The following is a 23,444-nucleotide window of genomic DNA, read 5'->3' as shown; positions in this document are numbered from 1 at the left end:
CTAATTTATACGTAATTTAATGAATGAAGAATTTAAAAATAGTGGTAGTTTGGAGAATCCAACTGCCACTATTTTTGTGTTTACGAATGGTTCTGTAAATTAAGTAGAGTATTTCAGAGTATATATATTATGTAGGAGAAGTAAATAAGTTAAAGGCGCTAAATAAAATCGGTCATATCGCAAAGACATCAAGTGGAATAAGTACAATTGCTAATGCAGAAAAACTAGCAAAAGAATTGCAGCCTACGCTTGAAATGTTACAATCATTTAAGAAAGAGGCTTCCTATGCATTCTCTAGTGTTGGTGGAACTGTTGTAACCAAAATACCTCAAGGTGAATTAATAGAAGCTTATTATAAGTTTGCGAAATCTAAAGATGGTAGTAAGGGTAAAACTGGTGAAATAGCTAAGGAATCTAGAAAAGTAGCCCAAACATTAGAAGCAGCTAGAGCACAACAACGTACGGTAATAGAATCAGTAGAAAGTGGCGAAGTAGCTTTAAAAACAACGAAGCGTAAAGGAAATTATGGTGAAATGAAGATGGATGACTTTTTTGAAAGTCAAACATATACTAGAATTAGTGATGATCGTGTATTAACATTAGATCAAAAAATTGTTAAGGGAATAGATGGTATATATGAAAATTCATCTCCGCCGCCTAAGTATGTAATAGCGGAGGCTAAGTATAATACTGCGCAACTTTCAAATACAAAAGATGGAAAGCAAATGAGCGAAACATGGATAGATGGTTCTAGACGTTTGGAATCAACTGTTGGAGAAGAAATGGCAGATAAAATTCGAGAAGAAATGCTTTTGAATCCTGAAAATGTACAAAATATACTAATTAATGTTGATAAGGATGGTAATGTGGTTAAAAGCATTTTGGATTCTTCTGGGAAGAAAATAATTGAGTAAGGAGAATGAAATGAGAGATATTTTAAAAAATGAAGATTATTTCGAGGATTATTTAAATAGACAGAATAATAGAATAGAAAAGTATAAAGAATTAGCAATGAAAGTAAAAAATGAAAGACCAAATGATTTAGGTAGTATTAAAAGAGCTTATGGATATATTGAATCAATTTGTATTGATAAATTTAATTGTTTATATTCAATGGGAAGACCTATGGAAGTACTAAGAGATTTTTACCCCGAAATAATTGAGGCGATGAAAAAGGGGTGGAGTGGCAAATATAGATATATAGATTTATTGTGGGTTCTTTCTATTGGGATAATGCTAGATGTTTCAAAAGATTATATAATTGAATTAGAAAAGTTGGTAGAAAAAGAGAAACTGAATGATTATTTGATTGATTTTTTATTTAGTTATAAAGATGAAAATTGGGAAGGGAATACCACAGAATTTATCTTTGCAGACCCATATAAATCAATTTATCGTGTGGTCAATGCAAAGAATAAAGAAGAATCAGTATCAGTAAAGGAATTGAAAGAATATTTAGAGGGAAAATGGTATAAGGGGCATAGTGATACAGGCTGGTATGATTCACATGAAAATAAAAATGATATCTACAATGGTTATTGGAGTTACGAAAGCGGAGCAATCGTAAAGATTTTAAAATTAGATGATTCAAGTTTAAAAAATACTTTATACTACCCTTATGATATGGTGCATTATCAAGGAAAATAAATGTAATAATCCACAGTGTTCAACTTTTTACACTGTGGATTTTTTAGTTTGTGTTAAAGTAGCTATAAGGGTAATGTTGGTAAGGGATCTAGTGAGCTAGAAGTAAGATTGATGCAGAACTAATTAGGAATTATCACTGTTTTTTTATCTAAATATCCATAATATCTAATTGACTGTTAGTAAATTCATCAACATGTTGTTATCATAATGTATTTTTATATATATAAATTGATTTAAGAGTTTAGCTAAATCTTCAATAGGCCATATCACAAAAGGAGCAAAAGCATCAAGTGGAGTAAGTACAATTGCTAATGCAATAACACTAGCAAAAGAATTGAAGCCTACGCTTGAAATGTTACAATCATTTAAGAGAAATGCTTCCTATGCATTCTCTAGTGTTGGTGGAACTATTGTAAACAAAATACCTCAAGGCGAATTATTAGAAGCTTTTTATAAGTTTGCGAAGTCTAAAGATGGTGGTAAGGGTAAGACTACAGAACCATACGATGTAGTACCGTATAGACCAAGCAATTCACCATTAGAAAATCATCATGGCGTTATGGATGTATGGGCTGAACATAATGTCCCTGATTATGTTAGTAGAGGGGCGAATACTCCAAATATAGCTTTAACTAAAGAGCAACACAATGATACTAAAGCTGTTTATAGACAATGGCTCTTTGATAAAACAGGGAAAAAGGTTGGAGGTAAAGTAGAGTGGAAATCTGTTTCAACAAAGGAAATACAAGAATTGACGGAAAAAATGTTTGATGCTGCGAATGTACCACGTTTAGCTAAGCAAGAGTATTATAGGGCTTTTAATCAATATAATTTTAGGGAGTAATTCAGATGGAAAATATTAATCAGTTGATTAAAAAAGTAAAATCATTACCTAATTGTCGAGTTCAGGAGCCTACAGAATTACCGTTAATTGATAAGAATAAGCATATGCTACCAGGTGATTTAAAAGAATTTTATAGTCTTTGTGGTGGTCTAACTTTATTTGAAAATGAGGAATATCCTATTCATATTGTTACCCCAAAGGGGTTTATTTTGGCTAATCCCGTAATTGTAGGAGAGTTATGTGAAGAAGATATTTCATCAACTTGGTATATTATATGCAATGATGGCAAGGATGAATATTTAACAATAGATCTTAGTGAAGAAAGACTAGGTAGATGTTATGATAGTTTCTTTGATCGGCATGGAATAGTTGGGGAGTCGCAAATTATTGCCACTTCATTCACTGACTTACTTGAAAAACTTATTAAGAATAATGGACAATATTGTTATTGGCTAAAGAGTGAATTTGAATCACTGGGTGATGCTTATGATGATCAAGAGTGAAAAGAGAATCTTTAAGTGAGATAGGAAAGTGACAGGGTGTTTGAAAATACGTATTCTATGATGGTTGAACCATTATGGAGTACTATGTGCAATTATAGAATAGAAAAAGAAGTACGAGTTTAGGTGAGATGAGACCATGAACAGAGAAGATTCTCTGAAACGATGTAACAATGGCAAAAGAGAATTTGTAGAACGAGAGATATTATTCCGTTATATGAGTCTGTTCGTTATGGTGAAAAGACGTATACGGATTTAGATGTGGAAGAAATAATGAAGTGGGTAGAGGAAGATGGGAAGGTGGATACATAAATATCCACCTTTTCTTTTTTTATACGGAAATTTGATTAACATGAATTATTTTTTTATATGAAACCGTCTTCAAATAGGTAAACAAAATTAACTTTATTTACTTATACTTTATTACATGTTAACCTATACTTAATTTTTATAAAATATAATTAATTTTTGATTTTTTAAGGGTGTGAAAATGTAATGAAATCGGTATTAAAAAGCATACTTATTTCCTTTGTTTTTTCTGCAGTAGGTATGTGTTGGTTACTGTACGTATTATTCAAAGGGGACGGAGACTGGTTATTGTCTTGGATAGGTGTATTAATGGCATATTTATCTTTATATACTTTAATAGATTTATATTGTAAAAATACATACGATAAAAAAATAAATAAATGGCTTATAAAAACATCGGTGACTAGTTTTAGTTTTGCTGTATTAGGAATCTCATTTTGTATCATACATGAGCTATTAACACCATGGAGTCTTAGTTTAATGGTGTGGTATTGGTTGCTAATGTTAGTATTATTTTTAACGACTATAATATCATTAATCAGTTTAGTATTTGTTAATCGTAAAAATCACAATTTCACCGTTGGATATAAAATGCTCATACTTCTAAATGTATTTCTTACATTGGGACCAGTATTATGGCCGCTATTACTTTCTATTATTGGAAATGGTATGAATGCTAGTGCGGGCTGGTAAAAAGGAATTTAGATTAGTTGTGCAAAGAATAGGATGACAAGTTGATATAGAATTTTAAATGTTTATGAGAACATGTTTACATAAAAAATGAAAACATGTTCTCTTTTTATTTGCATGCATAACTCTTCCTCAGTTTACCGTATTTAAATTTAAACGTAAGTATTTCGTAAGGAATGGATAAGAAAAAAGAGAGATTTATCATATAGGATGAAAGTATAGCTTGAATCAATCCGATATTAATGGAGGAGAGAAAGCTTTATGAAAAAATGTAATTCAATTAAGTTAGCAAGTTTTGCAGTTTTATTAGCGGGTACTGCTCTATTCACACCTGGTTTTACTGTGACTGCAGAGTCAACTCAAAATATTTCTAGTTCGTCACAAGTACATGATCAAAAGAATCGTAATGGCTGGAAACAAGTAATGCAGGAAACAGTACAGCTTGGTGCTGTAGGAATATTAGCTAAGGCGTCTAATAACGGAAAAACTAGTAGTTTTACTGCTGGCTTGGCGGACTTAAGTACAAAGAAACCGGTGAATTCGGATTATCGCTTTCGGATTGGTAGTGTGACGAAGTCGTTTACTGCCACGACTATTCTTCAATTAGTAGGAGAAAAGCGCTTACAACTTGACGATCCAATTGAAAAGTGGCTACCGGGTCTCGTGCAAGGAAATGGGTATAATGGTAATCAAATTACGATACGACAACTTTTGAATCATACGAGTGGTATCGCTGAATACTTAAAGTCAAAAGACGCGGACATAATGAATTCGAAAAAAACGTATACAGCAGAAGAAATAGTGAAAATAGGCCTTTCGCTGCCTCCAGATTTCTCGCCGGGTAAAGACTGGTTGTATTCAAACACAGGATACGTAATACTAGGAATGCTTATTGAAAAAATAACTGGAAATAGTTATGCGGAAGAAATCGAAAAGCGAATTATTGAACCTTTGGACCTATCAAATACGTTTTTACCAGGAAATTCACCCGTCATCCCAGGAAAGAATCATGCTCGTGGATATGTAAAAATGGAAGGAACAGGCGAGTTGAAAGATATTACTTATTATAATCCGAGTTTAGCTAATGCAGCTGGAGATATGATTTCTAATGCAAATGATTTAAATAAGTTCTTTTCATCTTTACTCGGTGGTAAGTTACTGAAGGAACGCGAGCTAAAAGAAATGCTTACTACAGTTCCTATAGAAGGAAAAGGGGTTGGTGACGCATACGGTCTTGGAATCTATGAGACTAAACTTCCAAACGGTGTTTCAGTTTGGGGGCATGGAGGAGGAATTCCTGGATTTACAACTTTTGCTGGGGGAGTAATTGGAGGCAAACATACATTGGCTATCAGTCTCAACTCTATAGGTGGGGTCGATATTGTTCCACAGTTTAATAAAATGATGCAAATTGAATTTAATAAATAGATGAAAAGAAAGTGAATGGAATTTTTTTATAGTTATATTTAAAAGAGGTGCTTTTTTAAGTTCGCAACTATGGACAGTAGTTGCATTTATGATATGGCATCAAGTGTATTTCAAAGTGAAAATCAATCTTAATGCTTACGATAAAAATAAAAAGGATGTCAGTTGCATGGCATTCTTTTTATTTTGAAGAAAAGAAATGTGTTTATTTCTGAAAATTGTTATTTTTATAATCTTTTCATATAATGAAAGTAATAGGGGGTATAAAGGGGAGTTATGAATAGATGATACTTTAGTTTGTTAATTATTTCTAATATTAACTAATATAACAGTGGAGTTGAATACAATGGGACAAAATCATTTTAAATGGAGTAATAAGCAATTACGAGAACATGTTGAAGTACTAGACGGCACAAGAAGTCCACACATATTATTAAAGAATGTAACATATTTAAATTCCTATATACGCGAGTGGATGACAGCGCACATTTGGATATATAATGATCGAATTGTATATGTAGGGGAGCAGCTGCCAAAGCAATTAACGGAGTGTGAAGTTGTTGATTGTGAAGGAAAGTATGTCGTACCCGGTTACATAGAACCCCATGCACATCCATATCAGTTGTATAACCCAGAGACGCTAGCGAATCATGCGATGCAGTTTGGGACAACAACTTTTATTAATGATAATTTAACTTTATTTTTCACATTAAAGCGTGAAGAAGCATTTCGTTTATTAGATGAATTCAATAAGATTCCAGCAAGTATGTATTGGTGGTGCCGTTTTGATGGACAGACTGAATTACAAAACGGGGAATCTTTGTTTAATAGTGAAGAAATAGTAGAGTGGCTACAGCATGAAGCGGTGATTCAAGGCGGCGAGCTAACAGCATGGCCCAAATTATTACATGGTGATGATGAAATGTTACATTGGGTGCAGGAAACGAAACGATTACATAAAAAAGTAGAAGGACATTTTCCAGGTGCATCTGAAACGACTTTAGCGAAGTTAAAACTGTTAGGTACAGATTGTGATCATGAGGCGATGACAGGGCAGGAAGCTTTCGCTCGTCTTATGCAAGGTTACACTGTTTCCCTAAGAAATTCTTCAATCCGTCCAGATTTAGAAGTTTTACTGAAAGAATTGTTGGAACTAGGCGTAAAGCAGTTTGATAGATTTATTCTTACTACAGACGGCTCACATCCTTCGTTTTATGCAAATGGAATGACAAACGTTATGATTTCTACCGCGATAAAACAAGGAGTGCCAGTAATAGATGCATACCATATGGCAAGTTATAATATTGCTCGCTATTATAATATGGAGCATGTGCATGGTTCAATTGCGACAGGTAGAATCGCCAATGTCAATATTTTAGAAAGTAAAGAAAATCCGGTGCCAACGAGTGTAATCGCAAAAGGACAATGGGTAAAGCGTGATAGAGTAAACAAAAATGAATCGTTACTTATAGAATGGAGTAACTTCAAAGTAACTCCACTACTGTTAGACTGGACCATAGAAAAAGAGGATATGGTTTTTTCTAATAAAGCAGGTATACACTTATTGAATAACGTTATAACAAAACCATACGTTAGCGAAATCGACTTAGGCCTTAATGAACTGTCTATTGTTCATGATGAATGTTTCCTCATGATGATTGCCCGTGATGGCAGTTGGCGAGTGAATACAGTTGTGAAAGGTTTTGCGAATGAATTAGGTGGCCTTGCTAGTTCTTATTCAGGTACAAGCGATATCATTCTTATTGGAAAGAGTAAAGAAGATATGCTTACAGCTTTTCATAGAGTAAAAGAGCTTGGCGGAGGGATTGTAATTGCTGAAAAGAATGAAGTATTGCACGAAATTGCATTACCATTGCTCGGGATTATGTCGGATGTAAAGATGAGTGAATTAATACAAGAAGAGAAAAAGATGGTGAACTTACTGCAAGCGCGAGGATATGCTTATAACGATCCAGCATTTACGATTTTATTCTTTTCTGCGACGCACTTGCCTTTTATACGAGTAACACCTATAGGATTATATGATGTGAAAAGTAGTAAGGTAGTTGCCCCGCCCGTGAATTTGATAAAGCAATATTAAAAGGAAAGGTCCTATAAAAAATTTATTTTATAGGACCTTTCTCATTTCTAGCATAAGAATATTGTAAGCCTCAAATAATATAGTATCTAAATCATTTGAGGTGATATGTAATTATGAAAAAAATATTGTACATCTTAAGCATATTTATTTTGTGTGTATCGATACAACACGTTGTACATTCTCAAACAGATGCACCAAAGTTAACTTCAGATTGTCTCGAAGAAAGTAAAATTCGGGATGAAAAGTATGTGGAAAATATTATGAAGGACATTAAATCCGTATTTCATTTGGATTTTGATGAAGGTGGCTTTTGGGAAGTTAATAAAAGAGATTTAGAAGCTGCACATTTAATGTATGGTGGTCGGATTGATGATACGTATTATAATTCGTTAACTAAAGTTTTTGAAAGTGGTGGATATAGAGGAGAGCCAAGATTGTTTGTAAAGCCGCTTGAAGCATTTTTACTCTATAAAGAAATAGACGATACAAATGTGATAAAACACCTTGAACTTGAAAAAGGGGAATGGGTTGTTACTGAAACGCAAAAGAAGCAAGGGAAAATAGTGGAATACAAACCGTTGCAATGTGAAAAAGATTATTTGAAAAAGAGATATGAGTATCATAATCCCAAATGAAATAACGGAAATTTTGAAGGAGAAAAATTTCGTTAATACTTGTAAATGAGGCGGTAGAAATTCCTAGTAATTTCGCCATAAAAAAAACGTCATTTTATAGATTAAAAATGACGTTTTTTTTATTCTCAAAGCTTTTGTATTGCACTCTCAATTTTATTCACCAAATCAGCTGACACTTTATGAAAATACCCCAAAACTACCTTTCGAATATCATCGGATATAACTTTCAAATCACTAGCTAAGTTTTCAGCGAGATGTTCTTTTTCTATCGGCTGTAACTTCGTATAAAATTCACCAGCCTGCGTAAAGTCATTTTGTTTTGTTATAGAAGTTCTTTCAAGTTTACCTTCAACGTATCTTCCGTCACCGCTCGTTATTTGCTTAGTCGGTGTCCAATCTTGCTGCTGGTTAATCGTTAATTTGCGAAATTCGGGACCAATTCTTCTTCGTTGTGAATCACTGTAAATATTAGCGCGCCCTTGCAGCATTTTATCATCTGATAGTTCTGCACCATCCAGTAAATTAGAAGGGGAAAATGCGACTTTTTCTACTTGTTCCATAAAATTTTCAGGATTTTTATTTAATACCATTTTCCCGACTGGTATGAGAGGATACGTCTGTTCATCCCATACTTTTGTGTCATCTAAAGGATCATAAGATAGGTGCGCTTCATCTTTCGGATCCATGAGCTGGACGTATAAGCCATACTCCACTGGTTTACCATTTTCAATTGCATCATATAAATCTTTCCCGCTATAATCAGGATTTTCGGCAGCTAGTTTAATTGCTTCTTTACTAGTAATGTACTGTACACCTTCAAATGGGTACCAATGATACTTTACATACTTTCGATTACCTTCCGCATTTCTCCAAATGTATGTATTTACACTATGTCCTGGTATGTGGCGAAGACTTTTGACTGTACCATTATTAGAGTATAAACGGACAACAAAATGAATAGATTCAGGTGCTTTAGCGACAAAACTCCAAAATCTATTAGGGTCTATTAAGTTATTTTTAGGTGAAGGCAATAATGCTTTAATTGTTTCAGGGAAACGCATAGGATCACGAACAGAAAAAACAGGGATGTGATTGCATAAAAGGTCAAAAATGCCTTCTTTCGTATAAAATTTTGTGGAAAAACCGCGTACATTTCTAGAAGTATCCGGTGTTCCTTTCGTACTAACAGCTAACGAAAATCGCACCATAACAGGAACTTTCTCATTAGAATTTTGTAAAAAACTTAATTTAGTATGTTCAGACATCGAATATATCGTTTGAAAATAACCGAACGCACCAAATCCTTTTACATGAACAGGTCTTTCTAAAATTTTTTCATGAATAAATTCTTGTAATGACTCATGCAGTACACTATCTTGCTCTAGTACGGGTCCACGTGAACCAACTGTTTGAGAGTGAAGTTTAGCTTGTTCATTACGTTCGTCATTTTCATTAAAGTCTTTCCCTAGTATAGATTGCCCCTGTTTATCATAGTTTTCATCCATCGATATAGCCTCCAAATCTTTTTTGTCCATTGTTACTAAATATGATTTTATAGCCTTAATTATGTATGACACGCACAGTTCAAAGCAGTAACATACCGCTAGATGAAAAAAACACATATGTAGTGGACCTGTTGAAATAGAAGAAATTATGGAAAAATGAATATCGGGGAGAGAAAGCACACGTTTTACTAAAAATGTGGAAGAAAACCACTATTAAAATTTCAATCTTAAAACTTAATTTATAAACGATTATATAGAGAATGAACGTTAAAAAAGGGAAAATAACTAGGAGGAATTTAGCATGTCGGATTGGTTTCAATTAGATAAAGAATATATGATGTCTACATATTGTCGTACAGAGGTTGCAATGGAAAGGGGAGAAGGGTGTAAACTGTATGATGTAGATGGTAAAGAGTATTTAGATTTATTTTCTGGCGTAGGAGTAAATGTATTAGGATATAATCATCCTAAAATTGTACAAACGACAATGGAGCAAGTTGCGAAATCGTTGCATTTACCGTTTCATTTTTTAAACCCAGTTGCAATTGAGTATGCAAAGAAATTAGTAGGTTGTACTTTAAAAAGCGGAAAAGTCTTTTTTACAAACTCTGGTACGGAAGCGACAGAAACGACATTAAAATTAATTGATAAATATAGATCTATTGCGAATGAAGAGCGTGATGGAGTAGTTGTGTTAAAAGATAGTTTTCACGGGAGGACGTTAGGGGCACTACATTTTACGAGACAAGAAAAAGTATATCAAAATTTTCCTAAAACATCTATTCCTGTATATGAAGTAGAGCGCGAGAATATAGACCAATTAGAAGAAACCATTATTAAAGAAAATCCAATTGCGATTATGCTAGAGCCTGTTTTAGGTAGCGGGGGGATTTATCCTTTATCAAGTGAATATTTACATGGTGTTCAAAATTTATGTAAAAAATATAATGTACTTCTTGTCGTTGATGAAGTTCAAAGTGGAATGGGTCGAACGGGAAAACTATTTGCTTATCAAAATTTTAATATTACACCGGACATTATTCAAATCGGTAAAGGAGCAGGAGGCGGGATACCGCTAGGGGGAATTATTGTAGGTGAAAAGTTATGTGATGTATTTTCACCAGGAGATCACGGGACAACGTTTGCTCACTCATCAATGGGAACAGCATTAGGTTTAACTGTATTAAATACATTACTTGATGATGGGTTAATGCAAGAAGCTTATGAAACGTCACTATATTTAAATGACAAACTGCAAGACATTCAGAAAGAAAATTCTTATTATATTCAGGAAGTGCGTCATGCGGGGATGATGTTTGGGATAAGTGTGAATGACACGAATGAAAATGTGAAGAAATTACAGATTGAGTTAATGAATAAAGGGATGTTAGTCGATGTAACACAAGGGAATATTATTCGATTACTTCCGCCGTATATTATTACGAAAGAGGAAATTGACGCATTCACTTATGAATTTATTTCCTGTGTTCATAACATAGCTGCTACAGCAAGTATTTAAAAAAATATAAAAAAATATAAAAAGCTAAAGAAGCCGCTATTTTAGCGGCTTCTTTAGCTTTTTAAAATAGTAAATTACTTAACATAGAGAGCATCTCATTGGACAAATAATTAATTATGTGAAACAATAATAACAGATAAGGAGACGTTAATTTTCCTTAAGTGCTTCGAATTAATTTTATTCAATAAGAGAAGGTGTGCTTAAAGAAGTTAAATTAAATAAGGAGCTGTTTTATTATATGCAACAAAATAATGATTTAAATTTTGAACCTCAAGACGTTAATATTGTCAATCCTAAACAAGCCAGGAAAGCAGTAATTGCTACTGGTATAGGAAACGCAATGGAGTGGTTTGACTTCGGATTATACGCGTATTTAGCGGTTATTTTAAGTCAATTATTCTTCTCAGGTGTTGATAATAGTGGATTGCAGCTTGTACTTACATTCGGTACATTTGCAGCAGCCTTTCTCGTTCGACCAATCGGAGGTGTATTCTTTGGTAGAATAGGAGATAAGTACGGCCGAAAAATCGTGTTAAGTACTACTATTATTTTAATGGCACTTTCTACATTATTCATCGCATTACTACCAACCTATGAACAAATTGGTGTATGGGCACCAATACTACTTTTAGTTGCCCGAATGATTCAAGGCTTCTCTACAGGCGGCGAATATTCAGGTGCAATGGTTTATATCGCAGAATCTTCTCCAGATAAAAAGCGTGGTATACTCGGTAGTGGTCTTGAAATTGGAACACTCTCAGGTTACATTGCTGCATCGGTAATTGTTACCATTTTGACGTTATTGTTAACAGATGAGCAAATGCTCAGCTGGGGATGGCGTATTCCGTTCTTAGTAGCTGCACCAATTGGTTTGGTCGGTTTATACTTACGCCGTCATCTAGATGAATCTCCAATCTTTGAAGAGATGGAAAAAGCACAAGAGGAATCTGAAGACAATGAACAATTTTCATTTATGGATATTATTAAATATCACAAAAAAGACTTCTTATTAAGCACAGTAATTGTCGCCTTCTTTAATATTACAAATTATATGATTCTTTCGTATATTCCTTCTTATCTAACTCAAGTACTTAAAGTCGAAGAAACAACAGGCTTATTAATTATTTCTATTACGATGGCACTTATGATTCCACTAGCACTATATTTCGGTAAGTTAAGTGATAAAATTGGTAATAAACGCGTTGTGCAAATTGGTTTACTTGGTTTAACTGTATTTGCAATTCCAGCATTTTTACTAATAGGTAACGGACATATTGCAGCTATATTTGCAGGTATTTTCGTACTAGGTTTCTTCTTAAGTGTATATGAAGGAACATTACCTTCATTATTACCATCACTCTTTTTCACCGATGTACGTTATCGAGCACTTTCGATCTCATTTAATATTTCTGTATCGATATTCGGTGGAACAACACCGCTCGTATGTTCATACTTAGTTCATGCAACTGGTAACCCGCTCGCACCGGCATTTTATTTAGCAGGTGTAAGTATTATTGGATTAGTTGTATTTAGTGTACTATTTGTTACGACTTCAGGGCGTGCGCTAAAAGGTTCATATCCTACAGTAGAAACGAAAAAAGAAGCACACCTAATCGCTAAAGAAGACCCTGAAGAAACACTTTGGTGGCATGAAGAGTCATTAGAAATTGAAGCAGGGAAGAATGCTTCCATTTAAAAAGCAACGTAGAAGTATAAAAAGACTCCTATGAATAAATAACGGGTTCAGTTACGGGAGAGAAAATATAAAATAACAAACAAAAAAGGGATGTAAATCACATATGATTTAGCATCCCTTTTTATATTGTTATTAAAATGTTTAAGCACTTTTATGTACTCTTGCTATTTTATATACTAAAACCATTGCTAAATTGGTTGTCTAGAAAGACCTTTAATGATAGCTCGTGGAGATGGTAAAAGTTATATCTATTCTAATTTTAATCCAAAATACGCACAAATGGCTCTAACGATAATTCGAACCCATTATAACTTTTGTATGCCATTTACCACAAACGAAGGGAAAAAGAAAACAGTAAAAACACCAGTATAACGATTGGGTATTACTGGAAAATTGTTTGATTTAAAAGATATAATTTAATTTAGATAGTTCACTCAAATAATGGTGGACTATATTTTTTAAAAGGTAAATGGAAAATTACGTTAAAATAATTATAGAGATTGTGAAAAAATGTTCTTAAACTAACGGTCAGGTTACTTTAAGCAGGATTTTTCAAAGGAAATGGTGAATATCATATTTTGAAGGGGTGATTGCAGTGAAGTAAGTGATTTTTTTATCTTGGTTAAATACTTTGAAGAAAGGGATTTATAATTATGAACACAAAACTAATAATAGTAGAAGGTTTACCTGGATTTGGAAAATCAACCACTGCAAAGCTAATAAATGAAATTCTAAGCCAAAATAAAATTGAAGTTGAACTATTTTTAGAGGGAAATTTGAACCATCCAGCCGACTATGATGGTGTATCTTGTTTTAATAAATTTGAATTTGATAGATTATTATCTAACAGTGGAGATTTTAAAGAAGTGCTTCTTAAAAGAGTTCTAAAAAAAGGAAGCAATTATTTATTACCATACAGAAAGATAAAAAATGAGTTTGGTGATCAGTTTTCGGACGAATTATTTAACGATATTTCAAAAAACGATATATATGAATTGTCATTCGATAAAAATGTTGAATTAATTGCTGACAAATGGAATGACTTTACTGAAAGTGCTCTAGAAGACAATAAGGTTTATATCTTTGAATGTTGTTTCATACAAAACTCATTAACTATTGGGATGATTAAATATGGTGAACAAAAAGAAAAAATAATAAATTATGTAATGAAAGTTGCAAAAATTATAGAGAATTTAAATCCAATGTTATTGTATGTAGAACAAGATAATCTTGAATTTTCATTTAGGAAGGCACTAAAAGAAAGAACTCCAGAATGGTCCACAGGAATCGTTGACTATTACACTAACCAAGGCTATGGGAAAGAACATAACCATTCAGGTGTAGAAGGAGCGATAAAAGTTCTTGAAGCTAGAAGGAATTTAGAATTAGAAATATTCGATATGTTAAAAATGAAAAAAGAAAAAATCAATAATACAAAATATGAAATTGACTCATATAGCTCAATGTTAAAAGATAAGTTAACAATACAAATGGTGAAATAGCTTTTTGTACTAACTGGTACTTTAGTTGAAGAAGGAAATGAAAACGCTCAGAATATTTTCTGAGCGTTTTAGTTTGCTATTTATAATGCGAAATACATACAAATTATTGTGTTATTTCTAATGGTTATTAGCATTTTTCTCTCCCTAAACTGAGCACATGAATGAAAAAATAGGAGTCTTTTGTTGTCTTATTTCTTTCTTTTCTTCAAATGTTTTTGATATGCATAAAGCTTATGAATCTCTTCCTTAAATTCATGCAGAAGTACAATGCTTTTACCATTTGAATAACGCACCGTATTATAAGCATCTATAATAATATCACTTTGAATATTTACATCTTCTTCATCATGTATTCTTTCTAGCCAAGCCTCAACAGTTTCTCCCCGTTTTCTATTTAAAGGAGGGGTTAACTTACTCTCTAGCTTGAAAATTTCCTTCCGAATTTCGTTATGTGGCGGTTTATTTCGTTTAAAACGATTTTGGCTCATTCCTTCTTTATCAGTAATGATAGTAGATTCGAAGACGTGCATATTTGGTAAACTTAAATGTTTTCGTTTTTTTACTATTTTCCAAACGACGTAAATAGCGATAGCTGTACAGACTATTATTGTAGCGCTATTTATGAGTATTGGATCAAAATCAGGAATTTTTTTTCCGTCTTCAATTTTTGGTTTTAAGAGATGTCCTTTATTTGCCCAAACATCTTCAGTATCTTTTAATTCCGCTGCTTTAATTAATGGCATTAAAGCATAGCCGACGCCTAATGCGACTACTTCCGTTATAAAACCAAAAATAAGTCGAATGAAAGGAAATATTTGAACAATTAATATACTCATTAAGCCAATCGTAATGATAGAAGCAAAACGTAATAGTTGTTGTTTGCGATTTGCCCCGGTTAACCAAAATGTAATCATAAGATGCAAGGCTAACATTAATAGTTTCCACAACGGTGGAAAGGGTGCATAAAATATAACTGAAACGACAAACCATACAATACCACCTAAAGATTTTTGAACTGGATATCCAGGTCCGACCACATGTACGATAAAGAAAAATAGTGGTAATATGATTGTGCCAAAAAGAGAAAAAGGTAAAAATAAAGAGAAAAGAACGATTTGAAGAACTAAAAGTATTACAAATCCTGTTGTTTTTTTCTGCATAAATTTATGAATAAGAAATACTCCAATATAGCCTGTTGTTAAAAATATTGCAATACTAATTAGTTCATCTCTTTCTGTTAATAATGAAAGCAGGAGGAGCAGAATGAAATCATGAATGTGATATAGCCAAGTTTTCAACCGATTCCACCATCCCTTCACTAGTAATGAGAAACGTTGGCTGCGAGAGAAGAGGGAGTTCATTTCTTTGTAAACCAATGTATATCATTGTAGACGATCGTTCTCTCTTTCTCGTTACATAATGAAGGAATCCTTGTTTCGGAAGTAACGTACTATCATCTGAAATACGGGCTAATTCTTCTAAAGCTTTTGCATATTGCGTTTGCCCTTCATGTAACGATAAATGTAATGCACCACCTTCTGCTAATACACTAATAAATAATTCAAACGGTATTTGATGCTTCGTTGCATATTGGCAAATGTATGTTGCGAATGAAATTAAATCTTCAACATTATCTTTCCAACCAAATCCACGATCGGCAGCTAAAGAAAGACAAATCGTCCAACTATAATTTTTTACAGGTTCATATTGCTTCGCTTGTAATTCCTGCATTTTAGCAGATGCCTTCCAATGAATAGAACGGAATGATTCACGTTCATAGCGTTTTACACCTATAATAGATGTTTCGTCATTGTAAAAAGAAAAATTCGTTTGATAGGATCCGATTAAAAGTTGCTGAAGTTCTTGCAAACCTGCTACTTCTTTAGGAGAAGGATACACAATAATTTCAGTCCTTAATTTATCAAAAACAGGTAAATGTACAGTTAATAGATGAAATGGATCTTTTAATACACATTCAAACTGTTCAATTTGAAACACCCCACGCTTCGTAGCGGTTAATGTTAAATCCCATTTTTGTGCCGAATGTGCAGGTTGTGAAAATGGGAAAGAGAATAACGTTTTTGATATTTGTTCAATGCCTTGCTCTTTATGCGGTATAAGGGACGAATTTAAATGAAAGTAACAAACACCATTAACGAGCGGTATGCTGGCTCCATTTTTTAAATGAATAAAAAACTGTCCAGATTCCTCAGGAAAAAGCCGTGTAGTTTGTTTCTCATTTATGATTTGAAACTTCTTCTCTATGAAAGCGACATATTTATAAATAAAAATCGCAAATATATAATAGAAGAAAAAGAGAAACATAAGCATTCGTTGCGGGAAAAAGAATGTGAAAAGTAACGCGATTGGAACGGTTAGTTGAATAATATGAAGTTGAAAAAATAAAGGTACAGTTACAACGCGCTGTCCATTCATGCTTGCTCAATCTCCACGGGTACATCAACTTCTTTTAAAATACTTTGCATAATATCATTTTTTGTCGTACGTAATGCACCTTCCATTGATAAGACGATACGGTGATTCCAAACAGAAGGAACTAACAATTGTATATCTTCTGGTGTGCAATATTCTCTCCCATGTAAAAAGGCTAAAGCTTGAACAGCACGTACTAAAGCTAATGTGGCACGTGGGCTTACACCGTTAGCGATATAATCATGATTTCTTGTAGCATGAGCAAGTTTAATAATGTAATGTTCTAACGGTTCCGAAACAAATATTTCTTTTACTCGTTTTTGAGCTTCTAAAATATCTTCTAATGAGATGACAGATGTGACACTTTCTAATGGTAAATCGTTCCGAAAACGTCGCATCATTTGTAACTCATCTTTAGGAGTTGGATAACCAATTGAAATCGTCATTAAAAAGCGATCAAGCTGTGCATCTGGAAGAGGGAAAGTCCCTTGTGATTCGATTGGGTTTTGCGTCGCAATAACAAAGAACGGTTTCGGCAGAGGCGTAGATTTTTTTTCGAGCGTCACTTGTCGTTCTTCCATCGCTTCTAACAAACTCGACTGCGTTCTCGGCATTGCACGGTTAATTTCATCTGCTAGCAAAATGTTTGTCATAACCGGTCCAATTCTTAATTCGAATTCGCTTGTTTTTGGGTTGAAGTATTCAATACCTGTTACATCACTTGGAAGTACATCAGGGGTGAATTGAACGCGAGAAAAACTACCACCAATACTTTTGGAAATGGTTTTCGCCAGTAACGTTTTCCCAGTACCAGGCACGTCTTCGAGTAGTGCATGTCCATCAGCAAGAAGTGAAACGAGCAGTAGATCAATAACATTTTCTTTCCCAACAAACACAGATCCGATGTTTTCTTTCAATTTATGTATCATATGTACCATTCCTTTCATTATAAAAGAGCTAATATTTCTATATTTTAACAAATTATTCAGAAAATTTGTATGGTTTTTTAATTCAAAGAAATGGATATTTAATTATTAAATTACTCTTGCATATTTTGGAATATGATTATACAATATCGATATATGATGTATCGCAAGTCGATATATCATAAGGCGATGCATCGGAGGTAGTTATAATGAATGCGAAGGCGCAAAAATATATTCCGTTAACTGAGGCGACATATTACATACTGTTATCACTAGTGAAACCAATGCACGGATATGGAATTATGCAAATGGTAGAAGAGATGACAAATGGGGAAGTAAAGCTTGGTCCTGGTACTTTATACGGGAATACGACGAAGTTACTAAAAGAGAAGTTAATTGTTGAAGTTGCCTCTACAGATAGAAAGAAGTGCTATGAGTTAACGCCGTTTGGGAGAGAAGTGCTGGAACTGGAGTACAACAGATTACAGCGGTCTGTAAAGAATGGAAACAGTATATTAGGGGAGTGAATGGAAGATGGAGACAAAGAAGATATTCAAACCTTTCGCAGTATGGAGCTTAGAAAAAGAAGAAGCGTATTTACGTAAAATGCATCAACAAGGCTGGGCGTTACAAAAGTATAACGTAATGTATAGGTTTAAGAAAACTGAGCCGAAAGATGTAGTATATAAAGCAGACTTTAGATTAGAGTATAAGGATTCGACAGAAAAACAAAAAGAATATATCGAAATATATGAAATGTGTGGTTGGAAACATGTAACGAGTTTTGCGAAGTGGAATTACTTTTGTAAAGAAGTAGAAGAGGAAAATGAGTTACCTGATATTTATTCAGACAAAGAAACGAAGATACAAAAACTTGTTGAATTGATACAGTTCGTTGCAATTATGTTTGTAATGTTAATTCCAGTGCTTTACTTATGTTTTCTTGGAGTATCAGAATCAGGATTATATAAAGGTATGGTAGGGTTTTTAGTTTGTATATATTTATATGCGTTTATTAATTTATTTAGGAAGATTAAAAAGTTAAAAAAGGAAATATTTTAACAAAGAGTGATATTCTTAGAGAAGATATATATTGATGGGAATCAACTTCTCTAATTTCTATATATATATTTTTTGTTCATTCTTTTTTATATAATAAAAGACCAACTTTTTAATTCATAGAACTAACAGTTACAAAGATAATATCAGTAACAACACCTAAAAAAATCATAAATGAAGAAGAAATAATCAACAATAACGAACTAGCAATTAATATTAATTTATTAGATTTTTGATTTTAAAAATGGTAGTAAAGTAAAAGACTACAAATAGTAGAAACAATCCATATTGTTAGATCGTAAGGAATCGTTATTTTCTCCCAATCGAAGATCCAAAAGTAAAAGATGACTATATGACAAGTTAATAGTAGAAATATTGATGGAAGCGTTATCTTTTTATTGTTTGTTTTACCTCTCTTATGTAAACATTTCTAAAAGAGTGCGAAGTTTAACATATAATAAGGAAGAAACACATTTTTAATTAAGTTATTAAACGGAAAAATCCCTTATAGAAAAATCTATTTCTATAAGGGATAATAATGTTTTTATTAGAAAGACTGATTTTGAGCAGGTTTAATAAATTGTTCTGGGTTTTCAACAAGCCCACATACAGCGCATTGGACGCGATAAGTAGGTCCTTGATAGGCCATATGAAAAGCATTCATCGTGTCATTTGTATATTCTTCTTCTACTTGACCAGTTTGTGGATTTAATTTGACTGGTTTTACTTGTTGCTCAAGAATATTAAAGCGAGTACGGTTCGTTTTACAACTTGGACATAGCATTGGTTCCATATGTATACACCTCCATTTGTATCATTTCTTAAACTCTTTAATTTTATGCAAGCAAAAAACTTTCTCAATATAAATAGGTGTTTAATGTATTTAAAATTCAGAAAAAATAAAATATAATAAAAGTACGAACTGGTTATGTCCAAACCAAATCTCCTGTTTTATGCCAATAAGCTGGGGGGCCGAGAAATCGGCCTCATTTTTTTTGCTCATTACTACAAAGAACAAGGTTTTTATGAGACTTTTGTCGAAATTTTAGGGGTAGATATAAAGGGGGATGTAAAATGGATTTGAAAATGAAGTACATCATTTTATATGTAGAAAAGTTTGAGGAATGTTTAAAATTCTATAAAGATATTTTACAGTTACCTATAAAAGCAGAGCACGGTACATATATTGAATTTAATACTGGAACTACCATTTTAGCGATGAATACGCGGCAAGATGTGAAAGAATTAACAGGACTACCGCTTACAGAAGGTGAATTACAGTCTTCTCATTTCGAATTAGGATTCGTTGTTGAGAATGTACAAGAAACGATTGAGCAATTTAGAGAACAAGGTATTAAGATTTTAGTTGAACCTATTGTAAAACCGTGGGGACAAACAATTTCTTACATTGCTGATCCAGATGGAAATTATATTGAAATTTGTAGTTCATTAGAATAGAGGGAGAAAGAGAGATGGGATTTCCGAAACTAGAAACAGAACGTTTATTCTTAAGAGAACTTACACTATTAGATGCGGAAACGATGTTCCGTTATTTTTCGAAAGAATCTGTTATACGTTATTTCGGAATGGATTCTTTCCAAAATATTGAGCAAGCGAAAACAACGATTCAAACGTTTAAAAATCGTTATGAAGAAGGAAGTGTATTTCGCTGGGGAATCGAGAAAAAAGGGACGGGCCAATTAATTGGGACGTGTGGATTTCATTTAATTAACAATCATCATAGACGAGCTGAAATTGGTTATGAATTAGATGATACATATTGGGGACAAGGGTACGCAACGGAAGCGTTACAGGCGATTTTAGCTTACGGGTTTGAAACATTGCAACTTATAAGAATTGCTGCTGTTGTATATGTAGAAAATAAAGCTTCTCAAAAATTATTAAGTAAAGCAGGGTTTCAAGAAGAAGGATTACTTCGAAAACATATGATTCAAAATGGAGTTGCTCATGATACTATTTTATATTCTTTATTAAAAGAAGAGTGGAAGAAGTAATGAGCACAAACGAACTTATAAAGATTATGAAGAAGCATAGGGAAAATAGATTCATTTTAGGTATAGATGGTTTAAGTCGATCTGGAAAAACAACATTCGTAGCAAATTTAAAAGAAAATATGAAACAAGAAGGCATTCCGTTTCATATTTTTCATATTGATGATCACATAGTGGAGCGTAATAAACGCTATCATACAGGATATGAAGAATGGTATGAGTATTATTGTTTACAGTGGGATATTCCATACTTGAGGCAGAAGTTTTTTCAGAAGTTACAACATGAGACAAAACTGACTTTGCCTTTTTATCAAGAGGAAACAGACTCATGTGAAATGAAAAAAGTACAGATTCCTATTGTAGGCGTAATTGTTATTGAAGGAGTCTTTCTACAGCGAAAAGAATGGAGAGATTTCTTTCATTATATGGTCTATTTGGACTGTCCAAGAGAGACAAGGTTTCTACGTGAGAGTGAAAAAACGCAGAAAAACCTTTCAAAGTTTGAAAATAGGTATTGGAAAGCAGAGGATTATTACTTAGAAATGGAATTGCCGAAGGATAGGGCGGATTTAGTCATTGAATGATTTGAAAATAGAAGGTGAATAGAATGAATATTTTATGGGATTTTGATGGGACGTTATTTGATACGTATCCTGCATATACAATGATGCTTTCTGAAATATTAGGTGATTCAGTAGAAAAACAAGAAATATACAAAAACTTAAAAATATCATACTCTCATGCAATTCAATATTATAATATTTCATGCGAGCAGGAAGAAAAAATTAAAGTTTTGAAGGGGAAATTTACTCCAAAAGATATGGAACCTTTTGCGGGTGTCGAAGAGGTTTTGAAATTTGCAAATAAAAATGTGATTATGACCCATAAACATAGGAAAGGGGTTATGGCCATTTTAAAATATTACGGCTGGGAAAAATACTTCGTAGATATGGTTACAATTGACGATGGCTTTCCTCGAAAGCCGAACTCTTTGGCTTATAATCATCTGCATAAAAAATACAATATTGATTTAGCTATTGGAGATAGAGAATTAGATTTATTACCTGCAAAAGAATTAGGTATTTCAACATGTATGTTTCAAGGTAATTGTGATGTAGCGGATTATTCTTTATCACATCACTCGGAGTTTTTTAAGGTAGTGATAAATAGAGAGTTTTCTTTATAAAATAAGTTAGTATTTAAGACTGTATATTTCATTTTAAAGGTACAGTCTTTATTTTTTAGAACTATTTCATTTTATTTTCTGTATATAAAAATTGCTAGGAGTTAAAGAATGTCCGTCCATCTTTATTAAAGAAGTAGCCAGGTTAATTGTTAGATAGAAATAAACTGAAGGATAAAGTGATAGCGTCCACTTTATCTTTTTTATGTTTTAACCAAATTATGGTTATTCGTGTTAATATGAACTCATAGCTATATAGAAGGGGTGGGGTTAGTATGAAAACAGAAATAGTTCCTAAAAAGAAGTACAGTATAATAAGCTATATATCTTTACTCATCGGTATTTTGTGTTTTCTATTCGTGTTTATAACGCCAACAAGGATAGCGAATGCAGGTAATATAGTTGGAGATTATATTACAATTGCCCTGACAGGTGTAGGTATCATGCTTTCAATAATCACAATGACGAAAAGAACAGAGAAGAAGGGAATTGCTATTCTTTCATTAATACTGTCCTCATCATTTTTTATATTTTGGATCATAGCAATTATCCTATTGTTTACTGGTCAAATTAGTTTTGCGCCGTAATGTGTAATAAAAAGAGTCCTTCTCGTATGAAGGACTCTTTTTATTCGGTTTCTTCAGGTTGATATTCTAAAATATCACCCGGTTGGCATTCTAATGCTTTACATATTGCTTCTAAAGTTGAAAACCGAACTGCTTTTGCTTTTCCGTTTTTCAAAATAGAAAGGTTAGCCATTGTAATTCCAACCTTCTCCGAAAGCTCTGTTACACTCATTTTTCTTTTCGCTAACATTACATCAATATTAATGATAATTGCCATATTATTCACCTCAGACCGTTAAATCATTTTCTGATTTTATATCTATAGCATCTTTTAATAGTCTTTGGAGAACGGCAGCAAAGACCGCGATTACCATTGAAGCAAAAATCATAATCATTCCGATAATAATAATGCCAGGGGCGTCATCTCTCTCTGCCACAAGATAGAAAAGTGGCATACCTAATACATATAATACACTAATTGCCAATGCGCTGTACTTAATATTTTTTAAAGATTTAACAGATAACTCTGAAAATGCGTTGTTTTTATCAATATAGTTTAAAAGCTTAAATGTTTGGTACAGTGCGAAGTAATAAGGTAGTGCTGTTGCGTATAAGTTGATAAATACAAGATATTTAATATATGCAATATCTGGATATAATTCTGCGGCGAAATTTCCTATTTTAGGGACTAAAAAAATGCACATAGCAAGAACAGGGATTCCGATCAGAATCACAACGGTCTTTAAAAAGAGTGTGGATCCTTGTTTCATAAAAAGCACCTCATTTATTTAATATCTTATTAATTTAACATGAAATTTATTGTTTAACAATAAATTTTTATTTCTTTTAATCGAGGATTTATTGTTAAACAAGTAATTAATGAAAAGAATGC

Annotated in this window: 24 protein-coding genes and 3 pseudogenes; 19 read left to right on the top strand and 8 right to left on the bottom strand. The window is 33.0% G+C overall.

The features are described 5' to 3' along the window. The first annotated feature begins 254 nt into the window (after positions 1–254). The 9 genes and pseudogenes from BCG9842_RS14830 (at position 255) to BCG9842_RS14795 (ending at position 8,151) form a co-directional block, all read left to right on the top strand. On the top strand, positions 255–914 hold the full coding sequence (locus tag BCG9842_RS14830) for a hypothetical protein (protein ID WP_000941894.1): 660 nt from the start codon (positions 255–257) through the stop codon (positions 912–914). A gap of 10 nt (positions 915–924) precedes the next feature. Then, a complete protein-coding gene (locus BCG9842_RS14825) occupies positions 925–1,647 on the top strand; it encodes a PoNe immunity protein domain-containing protein (RefSeq protein WP_001204728.1) in 723 nt (240 codons plus the stop codon). A gap of 496 nt (positions 1,648–2,143) precedes the next feature. Then, positions 2,144–2,491, top strand: a pseudogene (locus BCG9842_RS29910) (sugar-binding protein); the annotation flags it as partial. A gap of 5 nt (positions 2,492–2,496) precedes the next feature. Continuing rightward, on the top strand, positions 2,497–2,994 hold the full coding sequence (locus BCG9842_RS14815) for an SMI1/KNR4 family protein (RefSeq protein WP_000427920.1): 498 nt from the start codon (positions 2,497–2,499) through the stop codon (positions 2,992–2,994). 135 nt (positions 2,995–3,129) lie between these two features. Beyond that, positions 3,130–3,303 (top strand): annotated as a pseudogene (locus BCG9842_RS29905) (signal peptidase II); the annotation flags it as partial. Positions 3,304–3,486: 183 nt separating this feature from the next. Beyond that, on the top strand, positions 3,487–3,993 hold the full coding sequence (locus BCG9842_RS14810) for a DUF3902 family protein (RefSeq protein ID WP_000843837.1): 507 nt from the start codon (positions 3,487–3,489) through the stop codon (positions 3,991–3,993). Positions 3,994–4,251: 258 nt separating this feature from the next. Then, entirely contained in the window at positions 4,252–5,418 is a 1,167-nt protein-coding gene (locus BCG9842_RS14805) for a serine hydrolase domain-containing protein (protein ID WP_000710630.1), read from the top strand. A 343-nt stretch (positions 5,419–5,761) separates the two neighbouring features. Further along, positions 5,762–7,516 (top strand): adenine deaminase C-terminal domain-containing protein, encoded by a 1,755-nt coding sequence (locus BCG9842_RS14800; RefSeq protein ID WP_000531326.1) that lies wholly within the window; start codon positions 5,762–5,764, stop codon positions 7,514–7,516. A gap of 113 nt (positions 7,517–7,629) precedes the next feature. Then, positions 7,630–8,151 carry a hypothetical protein gene (locus BCG9842_RS14795; RefSeq protein ID WP_000723219.1) on the top strand — a complete coding sequence of 174 codons (522 nt, stop codon included), beginning with the start codon at positions 7,630–7,632 and terminating at the stop codon, positions 8,149–8,151. A 125-nt stretch (positions 8,152–8,276) separates the two neighbouring features. Here BCG9842_RS14795 and BCG9842_RS14790 read toward each other — a convergent pair whose 3' ends face one another. Further along, positions 8,277–9,656, bottom strand: a complete 1,380-nt coding sequence (locus BCG9842_RS14790) for a catalase (RefSeq protein WP_000344194.1) — start codon at positions 9,654–9,656, stop codon at positions 8,277–8,279. 301 nt (positions 9,657–9,957) lie between these two features. Between BCG9842_RS14790 and BCG9842_RS14785 the strand changes: the two genes are divergently transcribed. From BCG9842_RS14785 to BCG9842_RS14775, 3 genes are all read left to right on the top strand, one after another. Beyond that, a complete protein-coding gene (locus BCG9842_RS14785) occupies positions 9,958–11,175 on the top strand; it encodes an aspartate aminotransferase family protein (protein ID WP_001286468.1) in 1,218 nt (405 codons plus the stop codon). Between the two features lie 238 nt (positions 11,176–11,413). Continuing rightward, a complete protein-coding gene (locus BCG9842_RS14780; protein WP_001186930.1) occupies positions 11,414–12,871 on the top strand; it encodes an MFS transporter in 1,458 nt (485 codons plus the stop codon). A gap of 653 nt (positions 12,872–13,524) precedes the next feature. Further along, positions 13,525–14,373 carry a hypothetical protein gene (locus BCG9842_RS14775; RefSeq protein ID WP_001093193.1) on the top strand — a complete coding sequence of 283 codons (849 nt, stop codon included), beginning with the start codon at positions 13,525–13,527 and terminating at the stop codon, positions 14,371–14,373. A gap of 188 nt (positions 14,374–14,561) precedes the next feature. Here the strand turns inward: BCG9842_RS14775 and BCG9842_RS14770 are convergent, their stop codons facing one another. The 3 genes from BCG9842_RS14770 to BCG9842_RS14760 are packed head-to-tail and all read right to left on the bottom strand — an operon-like array spanning position 14,562 to position 17,735. Next, positions 14,562–15,671, bottom strand: a complete 1,110-nt coding sequence (locus BCG9842_RS14770; protein WP_000860493.1) for a DUF4018 domain-containing protein — start codon at positions 15,669–15,671, stop codon at positions 14,562–14,564. Then, positions 15,643–16,809: a DUF58 domain-containing protein gene (locus BCG9842_RS14765; RefSeq protein WP_001014386.1), complete on the bottom strand. Its 1,167-nt coding sequence runs from the start codon at positions 16,807–16,809 to the stop codon at positions 15,643–15,645. The genes BCG9842_RS14770 and BCG9842_RS14765 overlap by 29 nt, the downstream gene beginning before the upstream one ends. Then, positions 16,806–17,735: an AAA family ATPase gene (locus BCG9842_RS14760; protein ID WP_000581417.1), complete on the bottom strand. Its 930-nt coding sequence runs from the start codon at positions 17,733–17,735 to the stop codon at positions 16,806–16,808. The genes BCG9842_RS14765 and BCG9842_RS14760 overlap by 4 nt, the downstream gene beginning before the upstream one ends. Positions 17,736–17,941: 206 nt before the next feature. Here BCG9842_RS14760 and BCG9842_RS14755 point away from each other — a divergent pair, with 206 nt between their 5' ends. Both BCG9842_RS14755 and BCG9842_RS14750 read left to right on the top strand, forming a co-directional pair. Continuing rightward, entirely contained in the window at positions 17,942–18,259 is a 318-nt protein-coding gene (locus BCG9842_RS14755) for a PadR family transcriptional regulator (RefSeq protein ID WP_000991890.1), read from the top strand. Between the two features lie 7 nt (positions 18,260–18,266). Then, positions 18,267–18,794 (top strand): DUF2812 domain-containing protein, encoded by a 528-nt coding sequence (locus tag BCG9842_RS14750; protein WP_000448309.1) that lies wholly within the window; start codon positions 18,267–18,269, stop codon positions 18,792–18,794. A 109-nt stretch (positions 18,795–18,903) separates the two neighbouring features. On the opposite strand, the pseudogene BCG9842_RS31635 reads toward BCG9842_RS14750, so the two are convergent. Continuing rightward, positions 18,904–19,182, bottom strand: a pseudogene (locus BCG9842_RS31635) (hypothetical protein). Positions 19,183–19,338: 156 nt separating this feature from the next. Beyond that, positions 19,339–19,584, bottom strand: coding sequence for a hypothetical protein (locus BCG9842_RS14745; protein WP_000433605.1), 246 nt, complete (start codon positions 19,582–19,584; stop codon positions 19,339–19,341). A gap of 281 nt (positions 19,585–19,865) precedes the next feature. Between BCG9842_RS14745 and BCG9842_RS14740 the strand changes: the two genes are divergently transcribed. The 5 genes from BCG9842_RS14740 to BCG9842_RS14720 all read left to right on the top strand — a co-directional run bounded on the left by BCG9842_RS14740 (position 19,866) and on the right by BCG9842_RS14720 (position 22,573). Beyond that, positions 19,866–20,249 carry a VOC family protein gene (locus BCG9842_RS14740; RefSeq protein ID WP_000364500.1) on the top strand — a complete coding sequence of 128 codons (384 nt, stop codon included), beginning with the start codon at positions 19,866–19,868 and terminating at the stop codon, positions 20,247–20,249. Between the two features lie 14 nt (positions 20,250–20,263). Continuing rightward, positions 20,264–20,806, top strand: coding sequence for a GNAT family N-acetyltransferase (locus BCG9842_RS14735; protein ID WP_000506642.1), 543 nt, complete (start codon positions 20,264–20,266; stop codon positions 20,804–20,806). Continuing rightward, on the top strand, positions 20,806–21,387 hold the full coding sequence (locus BCG9842_RS14730) for a kinase (protein WP_000106089.1): 582 nt from the start codon (positions 20,806–20,808) through the stop codon (positions 21,385–21,387). Before BCG9842_RS14735 ends, BCG9842_RS14730 begins: the two co-directional genes overlap by 1 nt. 23 nt (positions 21,388–21,410) lie before the next feature. Next, the gene (locus tag BCG9842_RS14725; protein WP_001024237.1) at positions 21,411–21,989 is read left to right on the top strand and encodes an HAD-IA family hydrolase; all 579 of its coding nucleotides are present in this window, start codon (positions 21,411–21,413) and stop codon (positions 21,987–21,989) included. A gap of 272 nt (positions 21,990–22,261) precedes the next feature. Next, positions 22,262–22,573, top strand: coding sequence for a hypothetical protein (locus BCG9842_RS14720; RefSeq protein WP_000845550.1), 312 nt, complete (start codon positions 22,262–22,264; stop codon positions 22,571–22,573). A 40-nt stretch (positions 22,574–22,613) separates the two neighbouring features. Here the strand turns inward: BCG9842_RS14720 and BCG9842_RS14715 are convergent, their stop codons facing one another. Then, positions 22,614–22,829, bottom strand: a complete 216-nt coding sequence (locus BCG9842_RS14715; protein ID WP_000974622.1) for a helix-turn-helix domain-containing protein — start codon at positions 22,827–22,829, stop codon at positions 22,614–22,616. 10 nt (positions 22,830–22,839) lie between these two features. Beyond that, positions 22,840–23,322 (bottom strand): DUF2975 domain-containing protein, encoded by a 483-nt coding sequence (locus BCG9842_RS14710; protein WP_000809122.1) that lies wholly within the window; start codon positions 23,320–23,322, stop codon positions 22,840–22,842. Between the last annotated feature and the right edge of the window lie 122 nt (positions 23,323–23,444).

Origin of the sequence: Bacillus cereus G9842, assembly GCF_000021305.1 — a bacterium.
GTDB classification, from domain to species: Bacteria; Bacillota; Bacilli; order Bacillales; family Bacillaceae_G; genus Bacillus_A; species Bacillus_A thuringiensis_S.
The sequence above is the reverse complement of the archived record's forward strand: the minus strand, read 5'-3'. Positions and strand labels throughout refer to the sequence as shown.

Bases quoted from the DNA above. Each gene is read 5' to 3' on its own strand.
- BCG9842_RS14830 (WP_000941894.1), top strand. From the start codon at position 255: ATGTTACAATCATTTAAGAAAGAGGCTTCCTATGCATTCTCTAGTGTT.
- BCG9842_RS14825 (WP_001204728.1), top strand. From the start codon at position 925: ATGAGAGATATTTTAAAAAATGAAGATTATTTCGAGGATTATTTAAAT.
- BCG9842_RS14815 (WP_000427920.1), top strand. From the start codon at position 2,497: ATGGAAAATATTAATCAGTTGATTAAAAAAGTAAAATCATTACCTAAT.
- BCG9842_RS14810 (WP_000843837.1), top strand. From the start codon at position 3,487: ATGAAATCGGTATTAAAAAGCATACTTATTTCCTTTGTTTTTTCTGCA.
- BCG9842_RS14805 (WP_000710630.1), top strand. From the start codon at position 4,252: ATGAAAAAATGTAATTCAATTAAGTTAGCAAGTTTTGCAGTTTTATTA.
- BCG9842_RS14800 (WP_000531326.1), top strand. From the start codon at position 5,762: ATGGGACAAAATCATTTTAAATGGAGTAATAAGCAATTACGAGAACAT.
- BCG9842_RS14795 (WP_000723219.1), top strand. From the start codon at position 7,630: ATGAAAAAAATATTGTACATCTTAAGCATATTTATTTTGTGTGTATCG.
- BCG9842_RS14790 (WP_000344194.1), bottom strand. From the start codon at position 9,656: ATGGATGAAAACTATGATAAACAGGGGCAATCTATACTAGGGAAAGAC.
- BCG9842_RS14785 (WP_001286468.1), top strand. From the start codon at position 9,958: ATGTCGGATTGGTTTCAATTAGATAAAGAATATATGATGTCTACATAT.
- BCG9842_RS14780 (WP_001186930.1), top strand. From the start codon at position 11,414: ATGCAACAAAATAATGATTTAAATTTTGAACCTCAAGACGTTAATATT.
- BCG9842_RS14775 (WP_001093193.1), top strand. From the start codon at position 13,525: ATGAACACAAAACTAATAATAGTAGAAGGTTTACCTGGATTTGGAAAA.
- BCG9842_RS14765 (WP_001014386.1), bottom strand. From the start codon at position 16,809: ATGAATGGACAGCGCGTTGTAACTGTACCTTTATTTTTTCAACTTCAT.
- BCG9842_RS14760 (WP_000581417.1), bottom strand. From the start codon at position 17,735: ATGATACATAAATTGAAAGAAAACATCGGATCTGTGTTTGTTGGGAAA.
- BCG9842_RS14755 (WP_000991890.1), top strand. From the start codon at position 17,942: ATGAATGCGAAGGCGCAAAAATATATTCCGTTAACTGAGGCGACATAT.
- BCG9842_RS14750 (WP_000448309.1), top strand. From the start codon at position 18,267: ATGGAGACAAAGAAGATATTCAAACCTTTCGCAGTATGGAGCTTAGAA.
- BCG9842_RS14745 (WP_000433605.1), bottom strand. From the start codon at position 19,584: ATGGAACCAATGCTATGTCCAAGTTGTAAAACGAACCGTACTCGCTTT.
- BCG9842_RS14740 (WP_000364500.1), top strand. From the start codon at position 19,866: ATGGATTTGAAAATGAAGTACATCATTTTATATGTAGAAAAGTTTGAG.
- BCG9842_RS14735 (WP_000506642.1), top strand. From the start codon at position 20,264: ATGGGATTTCCGAAACTAGAAACAGAACGTTTATTCTTAAGAGAACTT.
- BCG9842_RS14730 (WP_000106089.1), top strand. From the start codon at position 20,806: ATGAGCACAAACGAACTTATAAAGATTATGAAGAAGCATAGGGAAAAT.
- BCG9842_RS14725 (WP_001024237.1), top strand. From the start codon at position 21,411: ATGAATATTTTATGGGATTTTGATGGGACGTTATTTGATACGTATCCT.
- BCG9842_RS14720 (WP_000845550.1), top strand. From the start codon at position 22,262: ATGAAAACAGAAATAGTTCCTAAAAAGAAGTACAGTATAATAAGCTAT.
- BCG9842_RS14715 (WP_000974622.1), bottom strand. From the start codon at position 22,829: ATGGCAATTATCATTAATATTGATGTAATGTTAGCGAAAAGAAAAATG.
- BCG9842_RS14710 (WP_000809122.1), bottom strand. From the start codon at position 23,322: ATGAAACAAGGATCCACACTCTTTTTAAAGACCGTTGTGATTCTGATC.